The 16,278-nt window shown below is 63.9% G+C and carries 22 protein-coding genes; 16 read left to right on the top strand and 6 right to left on the bottom strand.

Annotated elements, in window-relative coordinates:
* Window positions 1-110: 110 nt before the first annotated feature.
* On the top strand, window positions 111-698 hold the full coding sequence (locus LGH82_RS18610; protein ID WP_227344135.1) for an IMPACT family protein: 588 nt from the start codon (window positions 111-113) through the stop codon (window positions 696-698).
* 55 nt (window positions 699-753) lie between these two features.
* On the opposite strand, the gene LGH82_RS18605 is transcribed toward LGH82_RS18610, so the two are convergent.
* Entirely contained in the window at window positions 754-1,680 is a 927-nt protein-coding gene (locus LGH82_RS18605; RefSeq protein ID WP_227344134.1) for a DUF1003 domain-containing protein, read from the bottom strand.
* Between the two features lie 240 nt (window positions 1,681-1,920).
* Window positions 1,921-2,817, bottom strand: a complete 897-nt coding sequence (locus tag LGH82_RS18600; protein WP_227344133.1) for a D-alanyl-D-alanine carboxypeptidase family protein — start codon at window positions 2,815-2,817, stop codon at window positions 1,921-1,923.
* Between the two features lie 185 nt (window positions 2,818-3,002).
* Between LGH82_RS18600 and LGH82_RS18595 the strand changes: the two genes are divergently transcribed.
* The 3 genes from LGH82_RS18595 (at window position 3,003) to LGH82_RS18585 (ending at window position 5,256) form a co-directional block, all read left to right on the top strand.
* Window positions 3,003-4,109, top strand: a complete 1,107-nt coding sequence (locus LGH82_RS18595; protein ID WP_227344132.1) for a hypothetical protein — start codon at window positions 3,003-3,005, stop codon at window positions 4,107-4,109.
* 94 nt (window positions 4,110-4,203) lie between these two features.
* Entirely contained in the window at window positions 4,204-4,833 is a 630-nt protein-coding gene (locus LGH82_RS18590) for a nucleoside triphosphate hydrolase (RefSeq protein ID WP_227344131.1), read from the top strand.
* Window positions 4,834-4,905: 72 nt separating this feature from the next.
* The gene (locus LGH82_RS18585) at window positions 4,906-5,256 is read left to right on the top strand and encodes a hypothetical protein (protein ID WP_227344130.1); all 351 of its coding nucleotides are present in this window, start codon (window positions 4,906-4,908) and stop codon (window positions 5,254-5,256) included.
* Between the two features lie 40 nt (window positions 5,257-5,296).
* Here LGH82_RS18585 and LGH82_RS18580 read toward each other — a convergent pair whose 3' ends face one another.
* From LGH82_RS18580 to LGH82_RS18570, 3 genes are all read right to left on the bottom strand, one after another.
* Window positions 5,297-6,001: a glutathione S-transferase family protein gene (locus LGH82_RS18580; protein ID WP_227344129.1), complete on the bottom strand. Its 705-nt coding sequence runs from the start codon at window positions 5,999-6,001 to the stop codon at window positions 5,297-5,299.
* 171 nt (window positions 6,002-6,172) lie between these two features.
* Window positions 6,173-7,381, bottom strand: a complete 1,209-nt coding sequence (locus LGH82_RS18575; RefSeq protein WP_227344128.1) for a beta-ketoacyl-[acyl-carrier-protein] synthase family protein — start codon at window positions 7,379-7,381, stop codon at window positions 6,173-6,175.
* The gene (locus tag LGH82_RS18570) at window positions 7,382-7,636 is read right to left on the bottom strand and encodes an acyl carrier protein (RefSeq protein WP_227344127.1); all 255 of its coding nucleotides are present in this window, start codon (window positions 7,634-7,636) and stop codon (window positions 7,382-7,384) included.
* A gap of 221 nt (window positions 7,637-7,857) precedes the next feature.
* Between LGH82_RS18570 and LGH82_RS18565 the strand changes: the two genes are divergently transcribed.
* From LGH82_RS18565 to LGH82_RS18545, 5 genes are read left to right on the top strand one after another with little or no spacing between them, the layout of a single operon-like run.
* Window positions 7,858-8,682 carry an urease accessory protein UreD gene (locus LGH82_RS18565; RefSeq protein WP_227344126.1) on the top strand — a complete coding sequence of 275 codons (825 nt, stop codon included), beginning with the start codon at window positions 7,858-7,860 and terminating at the stop codon, window positions 8,680-8,682.
* Window positions 8,683-8,710: 28 nt separating this feature from the next.
* A complete protein-coding gene (locus LGH82_RS18560; RefSeq protein ID WP_023693076.1) occupies window positions 8,711-9,013 on the top strand; it encodes an urease subunit gamma in 303 nt (100 codons plus the stop codon).
* Window positions 9,014-9,022: 9 nt separating this feature from the next.
* Entirely contained in the window at window positions 9,023-9,277 is a 255-nt protein-coding gene (locus tag LGH82_RS18555) for a DUF1272 domain-containing protein (RefSeq protein ID WP_227344125.1), read from the top strand.
* 33 nt (window positions 9,278-9,310) lie between these two features.
* The gene (locus LGH82_RS18550) at window positions 9,311-9,898 is read left to right on the top strand and encodes a HupE/UreJ family protein (protein WP_227344124.1); all 588 of its coding nucleotides are present in this window, start codon (window positions 9,311-9,313) and stop codon (window positions 9,896-9,898) included.
* A gap of 7 nt (window positions 9,899-9,905) precedes the next feature.
* On the top strand, window positions 9,906-10,211 hold the full coding sequence (locus tag LGH82_RS18545; RefSeq protein WP_227344123.1) for an urease subunit beta: 306 nt from the start codon (window positions 9,906-9,908) through the stop codon (window positions 10,209-10,211).
* Window positions 10,212-10,285: 74 nt separating this feature from the next.
* Here the strand turns inward: LGH82_RS18545 and LGH82_RS18540 are convergent, their stop codons facing one another.
* Entirely contained in the window at window positions 10,286-10,660 is a 375-nt protein-coding gene (locus LGH82_RS18540) for a hypothetical protein (RefSeq protein WP_227344122.1), read from the bottom strand.
* A gap of 166 nt (window positions 10,661-10,826) precedes the next feature.
* On the opposite strand from LGH82_RS18540, the gene ureC reads away from it, so the two are divergent.
* The 7 genes from ureC to ureG all read left to right on the top strand — a co-directional run bounded on the left by ureC (window position 10,827) and on the right by ureG (window position 16,208).
* The gene (gene ureC / locus LGH82_RS18535) at window positions 10,827-12,539 is read left to right on the top strand and encodes an urease subunit alpha (RefSeq protein ID WP_413771372.1); all 1,713 of its coding nucleotides are present in this window, start codon (window positions 10,827-10,829) and stop codon (window positions 12,537-12,539) included.
* 94 nt (window positions 12,540-12,633) lie between these two features.
* The gene (locus tag LGH82_RS18530) at window positions 12,634-13,227 is read left to right on the top strand and encodes a hypothetical protein (protein ID WP_227344121.1); all 594 of its coding nucleotides are present in this window, start codon (window positions 12,634-12,636) and stop codon (window positions 13,225-13,227) included.
* Between the two features lie 58 nt (window positions 13,228-13,285).
* Entirely contained in the window at window positions 13,286-13,891 is a 606-nt protein-coding gene (locus tag LGH82_RS18525) for a glutathione S-transferase family protein (protein ID WP_227344120.1), read from the top strand.
* Window positions 13,888-14,478: an urease accessory protein UreE gene (locus LGH82_RS18520; RefSeq protein WP_227344119.1), complete on the top strand. Its 591-nt coding sequence runs from the start codon at window positions 13,888-13,890 to the stop codon at window positions 14,476-14,478. Before LGH82_RS18525 ends, LGH82_RS18520 begins: the two co-directional genes overlap by 4 nt.
* On the top strand, window positions 14,471-15,142 hold the full coding sequence (locus LGH82_RS18515; RefSeq protein ID WP_227344118.1) for an urease accessory protein UreF: 672 nt from the start codon (window positions 14,471-14,473) through the stop codon (window positions 15,140-15,142). Before LGH82_RS18520 ends, LGH82_RS18515 begins: the two co-directional genes overlap by 8 nt.
* Window positions 15,139-15,579 carry a DUF3995 domain-containing protein gene (locus LGH82_RS18510; RefSeq protein WP_227344117.1) on the top strand — a complete coding sequence of 147 codons (441 nt, stop codon included), beginning with the start codon at window positions 15,139-15,141 and terminating at the stop codon, window positions 15,577-15,579. Before LGH82_RS18515 ends, LGH82_RS18510 begins: the two co-directional genes overlap by 4 nt.
* On the top strand, window positions 15,576-16,208 hold the full coding sequence (ureG, locus tag LGH82_RS18505) for an urease accessory protein UreG (protein WP_227344116.1): 633 nt from the start codon (window positions 15,576-15,578) through the stop codon (window positions 16,206-16,208). Before LGH82_RS18510 ends, ureG begins: the two co-directional genes overlap by 4 nt.
* Window positions 16,209-16,278 lie beyond the last annotated feature (70 nt).

The following is a 16,278-nucleotide window of genomic DNA, read 5'->3' as shown; positions in this document are numbered from 1 at the left end:
GTGCCGGATGGCATTCGGATCTGCGATGCTGCTGAACCGAGTGCTACCATTGGGGTGTGCGTTGCGTTATCTGCGGTTCGGCACCAGGCGTTGCAGTCGAAAGGAGCGCGATGTTCAGCATTGAGCAGCCTGCGACCTTCGGGCAGGAGATAAAGAAAAGCCGCTTCCTTGCGGTTGCCGGACCTGTCCCGACCGAGGAGGCCGCAAGGCAATTTGTAACCGCTCACTCGGTTCTCGAGGCGAACCACAATTGCTGGGCATGGCGTGTCGGTGACAACTACCGGTTCAGCGATGACGGCGAGCCAAGCGGGACGGCTGGAAAGCCAATCCTCCAGTCGCTCGACGGTCAGTCGTTCGACAATGTCGCCATCGTGGTCACGCGCTGGTTCGGAGGCATCTTGCTCGGCAGTGGCGGGCTTATGCGTGCCTATGGTGGCACCGCCTCCGCGTGTCTTCGAGCGGCCATCAGAATTCCAATCGTCGTGACCGTCGAAGCGACTGTCACATGTGGGTTTTCCGATCTGGCCCTGGTCCAGGCGCGGCTGGCAGCATCGCCTGGGGTTCGAATCCTGCATGACAATTTCATCGCGAATGGCGCGGAACTCACCGTGGCGGTCCCTGAGGTTGAAGCCTCGTCGATCGCGCGAATGATCACCGATCTCTCCAGTGGCCGCGCAACGGTCCTGCTGCCGGATTGATACCCTGCCGCAACGTCGAGGATCGTGAGGCCGGTGATGAGATTGGCAGGAGCGCCTACTGCACCGCCTTGCTCTTCACCGCCCGCCGCCGGCGTGGCGCGCGCTTCTGCGTCTTGGCGCCGGTCAGTTCGTGCATGGCGTCGAGTTGCATCTGCTGCATTTCGGCCAGCCGCGTCCATTGGCGCGAGATCAGGTAGTCCAGCTTCTCGTGCAGGTGCCGCACTTCCAACTCGGCCTTGAGGTTGACCCGGTAGTCGTTGAACGAGCGCAGGCGGTCCTTGGTCTCCTGCCGCTTCTGGCTCATCATGATGATCGGCGCCTGGATGGCGGCGATGCAGGAGAGCAGCAGGTTCAGCAGGATGAAGGGGTAGGGATCGAAGGCGCTGACCGTGCCCTCGATCAGGTTGATGCAGATCCACACCAGCAGCACACCGCCGAACGAGATCAGGAACCACCAGCTGCCGCCAAAGGCCGCCATATTGTCGGAAACGCGGTCGGCAAAAGTCCTGTGCTCCTCGAACTCCTCCTCGCTGTTTTCGGAAATCGTGTCCTGCTTGGCGATGCTTTCCACCACCTGCCGGTCCAGCTCGGAGAATTCGCCGTGTTCCTGCTGGAGCAGCTCCTCCGTGTAGCGCATGCGGTAGCGGCCCAGCTCCTCGCGGCTGATGCGGGCGCCGGACGGCAGATCCGGATGATCGGTGCGGATCCGGTGCGCAAGGCTCGGGCGCAGGTCATCGACCCGCACGAGGTCGCGCTTGTGGAATTTCTTGCCTGAAATCGCCGATGACAGCTTCTTCGGCTTTCCGCGTGTGGCTCCGGGTCCGGTTGGCTCCGAGTCCGGCACCTCCGGTGCTTCGAGGTGCTCGTCCGAAATCCCGCTCTCATCGTGCGACCCGATGGTGGGCGCCTCCAGATATTCGCCACCGGTGTCGTTCTGATTGGCCGCGGCCTTGGCCTCGGGCGCCTTGGGGACGGTGCTCATGTGCGGGCTCCTGCTGTCGCGCTGCGAGAGACAATACGCCAACGGCGGACCATATCCACCGTCGGCTTGGATTTCCTGCCCTATGCCATGTTTTTTAGTCGGTTATATGAAGGTCGCGGGCCGCGTGGGCGCCAGCGCCTTCAAAAGGTCCACTGGACCTTGATCGGGGTCCTTGCCATCAGCCGCTCGCAATGCCCGGCCACGGGCTTTTCGACCGGCCGCCGCCTTCAACGTCGTGGACTATTGCTGCTCGGCGAACATCAGCTTCGTGTTCGCATCCGCCGATGTCGGCGACAGGGTGCGCTGAATCAATGCCTCGACATGGTCGTTGCGCTGTCGCGCGCTGTCGGCGCCCATCACCACCACGATCAGCTGGCGGCCGTCGGCGTCATAATGGGTGACGATGTTGAAGCCCGACGCCCGGATATAGCCGGTCTTGATGCCGTCGACGCCGCGCACGCGGCCCAGCATGTCGTTGTGGCCGCGCACAAGCTTGCCGCGGAACATGAAGTCGCTTTCGGAGAAATAGTGGAAATGCTGCGGGAAGCGGCTATGCAGCGCCATGCCCAGCACCGCCATGTCGCGCGCGGTCGTGTGCTGGTCGTCGTCGGGCAGGCCGGATGCGTTGCGGAACACGGTGCTGGTCATGCCGATCTGGCGCGCCTTGGCCGTCATCATGGCGGCGAACTGGTCTTCGCTGCCGCCCAGATATTCGCCGACGGCCACCGCCACGTCATTGGCCGATTTGACCACGATCGCCCGGATCGCCGAATCGACATCGATCGTCTCGCCGCGCCGGAAGCGCATCTTCGTTGGCGGCTGCGATGCGGCGTGGTCGGAAACCGGAATCTGCGTCGTCTTGCTGACGCGGCCGGAATCCATCGCCTCGAACAAGAGATAAAGCGTCATCATCTTGGTCAGCGAAGCCGGATAGCGCTGCGCCGTCGAATTCACCTCGAACAGTTGCTTGCCGGTCTTGGCGTCGACCACGATGGCCGCATAGCGCGCCGCCGGCGCCGGCACGGACAGCACCGCTTCGGGCGGCGGCGCCGTCGTCGCGCAGCCGGCAACGAACACGGCCAAGGCAAGCGCCGCGAAGAATTTCTGGATGATCGAAAGGAAGCGCGAATGGGGCAAGGCGTATCTATTCTGGAAGCAGGCTGTTGCTGGGCGAACGCTAGCGTAACCCATCCGCTGCGTCCATTTGGTTAACGCGCGGTCCACCGTTCGCTTAGCGGCGCTTGATGTGAAATGCGGATCACGACGCTTGCACAACCGGCGTCGAACGGGTTCTGCTGGCGGCATCAGAATCGAGGCGCGCAATGGACACCATCACAATCAAGGCAAAAGGCATCTCGGTTTCGGTCGATCTCGCGGTCGGCCATCTCGCCGACATGGTCATCGACAGGGACGGACGCCGGCTGAAGCCGCTGCACCGCGCACCCTGGGTCGGGGATATCAGCGGGACGCTGCCGCAGGACCTGCCGGAAGGCACGGTGCATCTGTCCGGCGATTTCCTCTGCGCACCGTTTTCGCGCAGCGATGTCGAGGCCGCCCCCCTGCATGGCTGGCCGGCCAACAGCGCCTGGGACGTCGTCGACAGCAAGGCGACCACCGATGGCTGGCGCGCCGTGTTCCGGCTTCAGCGCAAGGTTATGGGCGCCAGCGTCGACAAGATCCTCACCCTGCGCGACGACCATCCTTTCCTCTACCAGGAGCATGTCTTTACCGGCGGCTCCGGGGCGATTTCCGTCGCCCATCATCCGATGACTTCGATGAAGGATGGCGGCACGCTGGCCTTCTCGCCAAAGCGCTTCGCCGAGACACCGGCCGACCCGCTGGAGCCGGACCCCTCGCGCGGCCGCTTCCTGCTCGCCTATCCGGCGCGCGCGGCCGACCTCACCCATTTCCCGGCCAGCGCCGGCGGCACGATCGACCTTACCGACTATCGCATGGACCAGAAGCGCGAGGATTTCATAACGCTGGTCGAGGCCGACCATGGCGGGCCGGGCTGGACGGCACTGGCGCGCCACGCTGAGACCGATCTGGTGCTGGTGCTGAAGAACCCGGCCGAACTGCCCATCACCATGCTCTGGGTCAGCAATGGCGGGCGCGACTACGCGCCGTGGAATGGCCGCCACATTGGCGTGCTCGGCATCGAGGACGGCCGCGCCGCCGTCGGCCACGCCGCCTCGATCGGCGACAACTGGCTGAAGCATGAAGGCGTCGCGACGGCCTTTGTGCTGGGCGAAGGCCACAACGTCTCGTTCCGCCATGTCATTGGTGCCGTGCCGCGGTCGTCAGGCCAGCCGCCACGCGATATCGCGACAGCGCAAGGGCGGATGCGTATCCTCGCAGCAGACGACTCGGTTGACGATGTGGCTTTCGACGATGGTTTCCTGCGCATTGGCCAGCCCGCCGCGATGTAAGTGAGGGCGGCGCCAATCGCGGGATTTGAAATTTCCGCGAACTGCCGCCAAGATGCGGCCTCAAACATCCCGCCGACCAGGCAAGAGAGGCCCCATGTCCGAAATCGCCCATCTCGCCGCCACCATCTTCAAGCGCGCCGGCAAGGCGCCGCGTTTCATTGTCGCCATCGCCGGGCCCCCGGGCGCCGGCAAGTCGACGCTCTCGGCCGGGCTGCACGGCCTGCTGCCGGAGGGCACGGCGGAAGTCGTGCCGATGGATGGATTCCACTATGATGATGTCGTGCTCGAGCAGCGCGGCCTGCGTGCCCGCAAGGGCGCGCCCGAAACCTTCGACTTTGCCGGCTTTGAATCCCTCTTGAAGCGCATCCGGGCGGCCGAGCCCGACATTGCCATCCCGGTGTTCGACCGTAGCATGGAGCTGTCGCGTGCCGCGGCCGCCATCGTTGCCACCGAGACCAAGTTCATCCTGGTCGAGGGCAACTACCTTCTGCTCGACGAAGAGCCCTGGTCGCGCCTGGCGCCGCTGTTCGATTTCTCGATTTTCGTCGACGTGCCGCGCACTGAACTGGAGCGTCGCCTGCTCGAGCGTTGGCATGGTCATGGCCGCTCCGACGCGGATGCCCGCGCCTGGATCGCCTCCAACGACATGCCGAACATCGATCGGGTCCTTGCCCGCCGTCGAGAAGCCGATCTTGTGATCGGCGATTCGGTGGGATTTGCCTGAAACCGTTGCAGGAACCTTAAGACTTTCCGGTCGTTATCCCGACACGGCATAGTGCCGGTACAAGGGACTCTCATGGCTACCAAGGCAAGAAAACCCGTGCTCGCCAAAGCCAAGGCAGTTCAACCGAAAACAGCTGCCGGCGATGCCCGCTCCAAGGATGCGGCAAAAGCCGCCTTCGGCAAGGCGGCGCCAAAGAAGGTCGTTCCTGTTGCGGCAAAGACCGCGCCGAAGTCCTCGAGGTCGAAAAAGCCGGCCGGTGCCGACGGTTCAATGTCGGGCAGCGCGATGCGCACGGTCAAGGCCGCCGCCAATGTCGCTGTTGGCACCGTCGTCGTTGCCGCCCGTGGGGCTGCCTCGTTTGCGGCCTCCGTCATGGGGAAGGGCGGCTCGAAATCCAAGGCGAAGTCGGCCAAGTCCAAGTAGGAGGCTGCCGTTCCTGGCAGCCCTGGCTGGTCAAGCCTGCTCAGCCCCTGGCTGGAATATTCAGGCCCGATTGCACCGCCGGTCGCGCAAGGCCCCGCTCCAGCCACGCCGCCACATTGACGAAATCGTCGAAGCCGACCAGCTCCCGCGCATCGTAGAAGCCGATCAGGTTGCGCACCCAGCCGAGCAGCGAGATATCGGCGATCGTGTAGTCGTTGTCCATGATCCATTTGCGGCCCATCAGCCTGGTGTCGAGGACGCCGAGCAAACGTTTTGATTCGTCGCGGTAGCGCTCCAGCGGACGCTTGTCGGCGATTTCGCGGCCGGCGAATTTGTGAAAGAAGCCGACCTGGCCGAACATCGGCCCGACCGAGGCCATCTGGAAGAACACCCACTGGATGGTTTCGTAGCGCCGCGCCGGATCGGCCGGGATTAGCTTGCCGGTCTTGTCGGTGAGGTAGAGCAGGATCGCGCCGGATTCGAACAAACCTATCGGCTTGCCGCCCGGTCCTTTGGGATCGATGATAACGGGTATCTTGCCGTTGGGGTTGAGCGACAGGAACTCCGGCGTCCAGCTCTCGTTCTTGCCGATGTTCACCGCATGCGCCTCGTAGGGCAGGCCGAGTTCTTCCAGCGCGATCGAAACCTTCACTCCGTTCGGCGTCGGAGCCGAGTAAAGCTGGATACGGTCGGGATGGCTGGCCGGCCAGCGCGTCGCGATCGGGAAGGCGGACAGATCGGTCATCGAAAACTCCAGGATGAGATTTCGCGCCGAACGGCGCGATCATGGCGGTGGGCAAGAATTAGGCCCGCGTCGCATCATGATCAATATGGCGGTGAACGTTTCGCCGTGCACGCACAGTCAACCGGATCAGGTCGCCCCAGAATCAGGCTGCCCAGAATCAGGCTCACAGAATCAGGCTGCCTTGAACGCCAGCACGGCATTGGTGCCGCCGAAGGCGAAACCGTTGCTGATCGCGGCGCGCACCTTGCGCTCACGCGCTACGTTCGGCGTGATGTCGAGATCGCAGTCGGCGTCGGCTTGCCGGAAATTGGCGGTCGGCGGCACGATGCCTTCGCGGATCGCCATCACGCAGGCGATCATTTCCAGCGCGCCTGAAGCGCCGAGGCAGTGCGCATGCATCGACTTGGTCGACGACACCGAAAGCTTGTAGGCGTGGTCGCCGAAGACACGCTTGATCGCCGCCGTTTCGATCTGGTCGTTGGCCTTGGTGCCCGTGCCATGCGCATTCACATAGTCGACGTCTTCAGGATTGAGCTCTGCATCAGTGAGGCAGGCACGCATGGCGGCCGTCGGTCCTTCGATGGTCGGTGCGACGATATCGGACGCGTCGGCGGAAAGGCCGGCGCCCGCTACCTCGGCAAGAATTATTGCGCCGCGCGCCACGGCATGTTCATAGCTTTCCAGCACCGCCATGGCGGCGCCTTCGCCGAGCACCAGTCCCTGGCGATCGGCTGAAAATGGCCGACACGTATCCGGTGCCAGCACCCGCAAGGCTTCCCAGCCCTTCAGGATACCCCAGACCAGCGGCGCATCCGTGCCGCCTGCGACCATGACGTCGGCACGACCGAGCCTGATCTGGTCGACAGCCGAGGCGATGGCGTGGTTGGATGAGGAACAGGCGGAGGTAATGCCGAAGACCGGACCGCGCAGGCCGAGGTTCATGCTGACATGACCGGAGGCCGCGCTTGGCATCACTCTTGGCACGGTGAAGATGCCGGCGCGATTTTTTCCCTCGAGCAGGATGGCGCGATAGCTCTCCTCGATCGCCTCCCAGCCGCAGACGCCGACCCCGATGACGGTACCCATCCGATAGGTGGTGGCTTCATCCGAGACCAGTCCGGACTGTTGCATGGCTTCCCTGGCCGCGATCGTCGCCAGCAAGCTGAAGCGGTCCATCGACACGGTCTGCTTGCGCTCGATGCCGTGCTCGGGAAGCGTCTTGATTTCGCAGCCGACCCTGACCTTCAGGTCATACAATGGCGAATTGCTGATCGGGCCAATGGCCGATCGGCCGGCGCGCATCTCGTCCCAGATGGCGGGCGCATTCGTGCCGAGCCCGCATATGCCGCCGAGGCCAGTGATGACGACGCGTTTGCGCATTCAGGCTTTCTTCGCAATCAGCGCGCGTACGGCCTCGATCATATCGCCGACATTCTTCAGATTGCTCCAGGCGTCGACCGTGTTCATCTCGATCTCGATGCCGTACTCTTCCTCAAGGTCGAAGATGATCTCGGTCAGCTCCAGCGAATGGATGCCAAGCGCGGTCAGTTCGGTACTGGTGGTGATTTCCTCGCCGCCCGGCTCGGCGTGAGCCTTGATCTTAGCGATGATATCCGTAGCCAGCTGGTCAGCCATTCGGTTTCTTCCCCAACCTTGTCGTTTCCTGACGCCATCTGATACCAGCGTCTTTCGTCCTCGGATCGATCCGCAATCGTCGCCTTTTACGCCCTCCAGGCGCTGCACGACCGTACCAAGGTGGCTCCCTCTATAGAAAGGGAAACGCTGTCAAGCAACAAGCTATATATCGACAAAGCCGCCGGAGTGCTTAACGTTGCGGTGTGGACACGACGGAACATATGAGGATTTCGACGCCGACGGCCCAGCGCGCCGCCGGCATGGCGCGGCTTGCATGCGGCAAAAGTGACGGACGCACGCGCCTGCGGCGCCTCTACCAGGACGGTTCCGCCAAGATAAGGATGCCGGCTGTTTCGGCCGATCCGCTGGAAGCCGTGCTGATCAACACCGCCGGCGGCCTGACCGGAGGCGATCGTCTCGGCTGGGAGATTGATGTCGGCCCGGCTGCCTCGGCGACGATCACAACCCAGGCCTGCGAAAAGGTCTACCGCGCCGCCTCCGACCGCGCCGAAGTACGCGTCAGGCTGACCGTTGGCGAACAGGGCCGCATTGCCTGGCTGCCGCAGGAAACCATCGTCTTTGACCGGGCCAGCTTTGCCCGCACGCTTGATGTCGAGCTTGCCCCCGGCGCCGAGGCGCTTGTGCTGGAGGCCACCGTCTTCGGCCGGCTGGCAATGGGCGAACGCGCCGCTCAGGGCAATTTTCATGATCGCTGGCGTGTCCGGCAGGATGGAGCGCTCATACATGCCGAGGATTTTCGTATTGGACCCGACATCGCCGCGACACTGGCCCGCCCGGCGGTCGCCGGCGGCGCGATCGCGGTGGCGACGCTGCTGATGGTTTCGCCGCGTGCCGAGGCCTTCCTCGATCCGGTCCGTAACATCATCGGCGGCCAAGGCGATGCCAGCGTCTGGACCGTGAACAAATCTGGCAAGCTTCTTGCGAGGCTTCATGCCGGGGACGGCTACCAGCTCCGCAAACGGCTGGTGCCGCTCGTCGAATTGCTCAACGGGCGGGCGGGCCTGCCCAAATTATGGTCACTCTGATTCTGTCCGCATCATTCCAGGGAAGCGCATGAACCTGACGCCAAGGGAAAAGGACAAGCTGCTCATCGCCATGGCGGCGATCGTGGCGCGCAAGCGGCTCGAACGCGGCGTCAAGCTCAATCATCCGGAGGCGATCGCGCTGATCACCGACTTCGTCGTCGAGGGCGCCCGCGACGGTCGCCCGGTCGCCGAGCTGATGGAGGCCGGCGCCCATGTCGTGACCCGCGCGCAGGTGATGGAAGGCATCGCCGAGATGATCCACGACGTTCAGGTCGAAGCAACCTTCCCCGACGGCACCAAGCTGGTGACCGTACACGAACCCATCAGGTGAGGAGAGAAAATGCTTGAGCTGCGCCCCAGTTGCGAATGCTGCGACAAGGACCTGCCGCCCGAGGCCGCGGATGTCATGATGTGCACGTTCGAGTGCACCTTCTGTGCCGATTGCGCTGAAAAGGTGCTGGGTGGCGTCTGCCCCAATTGCAGTGGCAATTTTTCCGCACGGCCGATCCGCCCGGCGGCGATGCTGGAAAAATATCCCGCTTCGACCAAGCGCGTGCTCAAGGCCGAAGGCTGCGGTCCCCGCAAGGCCGCGTGAACACCCCGACACCGCAAACGAAAGGTAAGTAGAATGATCCCAGCCAAACGCTTGTCCCTCTCGGCGATCCTGCTGCTGGCCGCTTCGATGCCCGCCTACGCCCATGTCGGCATCGGCACGACGTCATCCTTCACGGCGGGCTTCATGCATCCGCTTTCCGGTCTCGACCACATGACGGTGATGATCGCGGTCGGCCTGTGGGCCGCACTCAAGGGCGGCAAGGCGATCTGGGCATGGCCGGCGGCCTTTGTCGGCGTCATGCTGGTCGGCGGCGCGCTCGGCATGCTGCATATGCCCCTGCCGTTCGTCGAACCGGGCATACTCGCCTCGGTCGTGGCACTCGGGCTGCTGGTCGCGCTGGCGGTCGATCTGCCTGTTTCGGCCGGCGCCGCCATCATCGGCCTGTTCGCCCTGTTCCACGGCCACGCCCATGGTACGGAGGTTCCCGAAAATGCCGGTGGGCTTGAATACATGGCCGGCTTTGCCGTCGCGACAGCGCTGCTGCACGCCACCGGCATCGCCGCCGGCCTTGGTTTCGGCCTGCGGTTCCGCGTCCTTGCCCGTGCGGCGGGTGCGGCCTGCGCGGCTGTTGGCGTCGGCCTTGCCTTCGGCGTCCTGTGAGGCCGCGATGATCCCGGGCGAAGTCATCACCAGGGACGGCGATATCGAGCTCAACAAGGGCTTGCCGACGATCACCCTGAAGGTCGCCAACAGCGGCGACCGGCCGATCCAGGTTGGCAGTCACTACCACTTCTTCGAGACCAATGAAGGGCTGAAGTTCGACCGCGAACTGGCGCGCGGCATGCGCCTCGACATCGCCGCCGGCACCGCCATGCGCTTCGAGCCCGGGCAGGAGCGGGACGTGACGCTGGTGCCGCTGGGCGGCAAGCGCGAAGTCTATGGATTTCAGCGGAAGGTGATGGGCAAGCTATGAGACCGGTGGCGTCGAATGCTCGCGGCCCTTCGATGCGGCGGACGGACCGGATGCCGGTCCGCCACATCCTGTCGTCAGCTCACCTTCTTGGTGATCAGGGTCAGCGCGCCATTTGGCTCCATGCTGGCCGCGATTACCTGCGCCGAGGTGAGCCCCTTGGCTTCGAGCGCCGATTTGACCTCTGGTGTGGCGTCGATCGAGCTGCGCAGTTTCTGCAGGCCGGCGTCGCCGCGTTGAGCGATCACCTGGTTGACTTGGGTCTGCGTGGCTTCGGGCAGTTCCTTGATGTCGACGATGTTGACGCTCTGGATCGCCGGCGCGGTCGCCGGTGCGCCGGGTGTCGTGGGAGCGGCGGCGGCCGGCGGCTGAGCCGGCGCAGGCTGTTGCTGGGCATTGGCGGCGCTCGCCAGTATCAGGCTGGCGGCCGCGAGAAGTATCATTTTACGCATGGATTTTCCTTTCCATCGATTGACAGACGGTCCTTTGGGGTGGCCGGCCAACCTCAAACGGAAAATCGGATCAGAGGGTGTCGCTCAGCGGGTCATTGCATGACCATAGGATGGCGACGATGTGAAGCTCGGCTGCGGCCAGACCGTATTTCGGGAGCAATTGCTGATGGCTAGAATTACCCGCGCCGCCTACGCCCAGATGTATGGCCCAACCGTTGGCGACAAGGTGCGGCTCGCCGACACCGAGTTGTTCATCGAGGTCGAGAAGGACCTCACCATCCATGGCGAGGAAGTAAAGTTCGGTGGTGGCAAGGTCATCCGCGACGGCATGGGCCAGAGCCAGGTGTCCCGGGCCCAGGGCGCCGTCGACACCGTCATCACCAATGCGCTGGTCGTCGACGCCAGTGCCGGCGTCTTCAAGGCCGATATCGGCCTCAGGGACGGCCGCATCGCGGCGATAGGCAAGGCCGGCAATCCGGACACGCAGGATGGCGTCACCATCATCATCGGCCCCGGCACCGAGATCATCGCCGGCGAAGGCAAGATCCTGACCGCTGGCGGCTTCGACGCGCATATCCACTTCATCTGCCCGCAGCAGATCGAGGAGGCGCTGATGTCAGGCATCACCACCATGCTTGGCGGTGGCACCGGCCCGGCGCATGGCACGCTGGCGACGACCTGCACGCCGGGGCCATGGCACATGGCGCGCATGATCCAGTCGTTCGACGCATTCCCGATGAATATCGGCCTGTCGGGCAAGGGCAATGCGTCGCTGCCCGCGGCGCTCGAGGAGATGGTTCTGGGCGGCGCCTGCTCGCTGAAGCTGCACGAGGACTGGGGCACCACGCCGGCGGCCATCGACTGCTGCCTGTCGGTTGCCGACGACTACGACGTGCAGGTGATGATCCACACCGACACGCTGAACGAGTCAGGGTTCGTCGAGAACACGGTGGCGGCGATCAAGGGCCGCACCATCCACGCCTTCCACACCGAGGGCGCCGGCGGCGGCCATGCGCCGGACATCATCAAGGTCTGCGGCCTGCCCAATGTCATCCCGTCGTCGACCAATCCGACACGGCCCTACACGGTCAACACGCTGGCCGAGCATCTGGACATGCTGATGGTCTGCCATCATCTGTCGCCATCGATCCCCGAGGATATTGCGTTCGCCGAAAGCCGCATCCGCAAGGAGACCATCGCGGCGGAAGACATCCTGCACGACATCGGCGCCTTCTCGATCATCTCCTCGGACTCGCAGGCCATGGGCCGCGTCGGCGAAGTGGCGATCCGCACCTGGCAGACCGCCGACAAGATGAAGCGCCAGCGCGGTTCGCTGCCGCAGGAAACCGGCAACAACGACAATTTCCGCGTCCGCCGCTACATCGCCAAATACACCATCAATCCGGCCATCGCGCATGGCCTGTCGAAGGACATAGGCTCGATCGCGGTGGGAAAACGCGCTGACCTCGTGCTGTGGAACCCCGCCTTCTTCGGCGTCAAGCCCGACATGGTGCTGCTCGGCGGCATGATCGCCGCGGCACCCATGGGCGACCCCAACGCTTCGATCCCGACGCCGCAGCCGATGCACTACCGGCCGATGTTCGGCGCCTACGGCAAGGCGCGGACCAACTCGTCGGTGACCTTCGTTTCGAAAGCCGCACTCGAGTCCGGGTTGCATGGCAGGCTTGGCGTCGACAAGCAGTTTGTCGCGGTCGAAAACACGCGCGGCGGCATCGGCAAGCATTCCATGGTGCTCAACGACGCCACGCCACATATCGAGGTCGACCCCGAAACCTACGAGGTTCGCGCCGACGGTGAATTGCTCACCTGCGAGCCGGCGACCGTGCTGCCGATGGCGCAGAGATATTTTCTGTTTTGAGGTGAAGGGCGCTTCGACCGGCCGGGCAAAATCCGTTGCTACCCGGTCCACGACGCCGCAATATGCGGTCACGACAGTCGCATTGTGATCGAGCATGGCCAGCGAAATAGCCTCCACCCACGATATCTTCCCGCATATCCGCGTCGTCATGGGCATGGTGATCGGCCTCGGTATGGCCCGCCTGCTGTCCGGGGTCGCCCGTATCGTCCAGCATCCCGGCCAGTACCGGCTCTATCCCGTGCATCTGGCCTGGGTGGCCTCGGTGCTGTTGATGCTGGTGCATTTCTGGTGGTGGGAATTCGGCCTGTACACCATCGAGACGTGGACCTTCGGCAAATATCTTTTCATCATCTTCTACGCCATCACGCTGTTTCTGCTGTGCGCGCTGCTGTTCCCGGATTCGATGCTCGACTACACCAGCTACGAGGATTTCTTCTATTCGCATCGAGCCTGGTTCTTCGGCCTGCTGGCCGCGACCTATCTGCTCGACGTCATCGACACGCTGCTGAAAGGGCCGGAGCATTTCGCTCACTTCGGCAACGAGTATTTGTTCCGCACGCCGGTCTTCGTCGGACTGTGCATTGCCGCGATCTTGGTGCGCGACCGAAGCTTTCATATTGCCTTTGTCGCGGCCACGCTGGTCTATCAGATATCGTTCATCCTGCGGCTCTTCGACACGATCGTCTGAGCGCCATTGGGCGGACGTTTACAATGGTTTAGGCTCCGCTGGAAAAGGCAGGTTGCTGATGTACAAGGCCGTCGGATCGCGCGGGTCCCGGGTCAGCCGCGTTCTCTGGATGCTCGAGGAACTCGGGCAGCCCTATGAATTCGTCGAGGTCAAGCTGCGCTCGCCCGAAGCCTATGCGCTCAACCCGTCTGGCAAGGTGCCGATCCTGATCGACGGCGATCTCAAGGTCACGGATTCGGCGGCGATCTGCGTCTATCTCGCCGACAAGCATGCTGAAAAAGACATGGGCGCCAATCCTGGCCTCGCCGGCCGCGCCGAGATGGATTCCTGGATGCATTTTGCCCAATCGGAATTCGAAGCGCCGCTGTGGAACAAGCTGCGCCATCGCTTCCTGCTGCCGAAGGAGGTGCGGGTCGATGTCGGTCCGGCCGCCGCGTATGATTTTGCCTCCGAGGTAAAGGCTCTGGACCGGCGGTTGGGCGACCAGCCGTTTGCACTAGGCGACCGGTTTTCCGCGGTCGATGTCCTGCTTGGCGACATGGGCGGCTGGGCTCGCGCCGGAAAATTTCCGATCGGGTCCGAGCACGTCAACGCCTATCTAGACCGGGTGCTTTCGCGCCCAGCCCGCGCACGGGCGCAAGCCAATGGCGGAGCCATGAAATGAAACTCAACATCAACACCGATTTCACCAAATTCCCGCGCGCGGTCTCCGTGCTACCAGCCGGCGAGGCGGGAGCAATCGTGCCCCATGGTCGTGCCGTGCTCGCCCATGACGAGCGGCATCTGCGCCGCCGGGCCATCGAGCTTTCCGACGGCGGCAAGGTGCTGGTCGACCTGCCTGAGCCCGTCGCCTTGAACGATGGCGACCGGCTGGTGCTGGAGGATGGCCGCCATGTCGAGATCATCGCGGCGCGAGAGGACGTCTACGACATCCGCGCTCGCGATGCCGTGCATCTGACCGAGCTCGCCTGGCACATCGGCAACCGTCATCTCGCTGCCGGCATCGAGCCGGACCGCATCATCATCCTGCGCGATCACGTCATCAAGGCGATGCTGGAAGGGCTGGGCGCCAAGGTGGCCGAGGTGTCGGAACCGTTCAAGCCGGTGCGCGGCGCCTATTCCGGCGGACATGGTCACGGCCATGCGCATGCAGAGGCGCATGCGCACAGCCATGAGGGTCATTCCCACGCGCACAGCGAATCGCATTCCCATTCGCACAGTCACGCAGGCCACCACCACGACCATGACTGACCAGCCTTCGAACATCGCCTTGCTGCGGCTGATGGCGTGGCTGTCCCCGGCCTTTCCGGTCGGCGGCTTTTCCTACAGCCATGGTCTTGAGCGTGCGGTGCATGACGGGCTCGTTGCCGATAGAGAGAGCCTCGCCGCATGGCTGGAAACGCTGGTTGAAATGGGCTCGGGCTGGAACGATGCCGTATTGTTTGCCGAAAGCTGGCGCCGTGCGCGAGAAGACGGCGATCTCGACGGGATCGCATCGCTCGCCGAAGCCCTGGCCGGCTCGCGCGAGCGTCACACCGAGACCATGCTGCAGGGCGCGGCCTTCCTCAAGGCGGCATCGGCCTGGCCGAACCCGGTGCTGCAACGCCTGCCGACCGACTGCGCCTACTGCGTTGCCGTCGGCGCCATCGCCGGCGGCAATGCGATCGCGCTGCAGGATGCATTGTCGGCCTTCCTGCAAGCCTTCTTCTCCAATCTCATCCAGGCCGCGATCAGGCTCGGCGTTGTCGGCCAGCATGCCGCAACGACCCTGCTCGCCGGCTTCGAGCCGTTGGCATTGGCAACCGCCGCCCGCGCCGTCCGTTCGACGCTCGATGATCTCGGCGGCTGCGCCTTCATCTCCGATGTCATGGCGATGAAGCATGAAACCCAGTATTCCCGGTTGTTCCGTTCATGATCATTCTTGCCTTCGCCCTTTCGTTCGTCTTGCTGCTGATCACCGCGCTGCATGTCTATTGGGGCATCGGCGGCATCTGGCCGGGCAGGGACACCGCCTCCTGCGCCCGCGCCGTTGTCGGCTTTCGCGGCGTCGACGAGATGCCGACGCCTTTCGCCAGTTTCGCCGTCGCCGCATGCCTCGCCTTGGCAACGCTGTGGCCGATGGCGCTCGAAGGCGTCTTTGCCTCTCCCTTTCCCAAGCAGGGGCTCGCTGCCACATCGCTGCTCATCGGGCTGGTTTTCCTCGGGCGCGGCATTGCCGGCTTTACGCCCTGGTGGCGGCGGCTGGCGCCGGAACAGCCTTTCGCGCGGCTTGATATCCGCTACTATTCGCCGCTGTGCCTGTTGATCGGGCTTGGCTTTGCCGTCCTCGCCATCACGGAGTTCCCCGCATGACGCAGACCAATGGTCCCCTTCGCATCGGCATCGGCGGCCCCGTTGGCTCCGGGAAGACGACGCTGACCGAAAAGCTCTGCAAGGCGCTGCGCGACGAGTTCTCCATCGCCGTCGTCACCAACGACATCTACACCAAGGAAGACGCCATGATGCTGGCCAGGCTGCAGGCGCTGCCCGAGGACCGAATCATGGGTGTCGAGACCGGCGGCTGTCCGCACACCGCCATCCGCGAGGATGCCTCGATCAACCTGCAGGCGATCGCCGAGATGAACCGAAAATTCCCGGACCTCGACATCGTTTTCATCGAATCCGGCGGCGACAACCTCGCCGCCACCTTCTCGCCGGACCTCGCCGACCTGACGCTCTATGTCATCTCGGTCTGCCAGGGCGAGGAGATCCCGAGGAAGGGCGGCCCGGCCATCACCCGCTCCGACTTCCTGGTCATCAACAAGAGCGATCTTGCGCCGTATGTGAACGTCAACCTCGACGTCATGGAAAGCGACGCCGGCCGCATGCGCGGCAAGCGCCCCTTCGGCTTCACCGACCTGTCGCGCGGCAAGGGCCTGCAGGAGGTCATCGATTTCATCGTCGAGCATGGCGGGCTGCGGGCCGCCCGTTCGGCCGCCTGATGGCGTCGTGGCGGCGGGGACGCGGCCCCTGCACCAAACGAAACCGGTTGCACGCGCATTCAGCGCACGG

The organism is Mesorhizobium sp. PAMC28654, assembly GCF_020616515.1.
GTDB lineage: Bacteria > Pseudomonadota > Alphaproteobacteria > Rhizobiales > Rhizobiaceae > Mesorhizobium.
The sequence above is the reverse complement of the archived record's forward strand: the minus strand, read 5'-3'. Positions and strand labels throughout refer to the sequence as shown.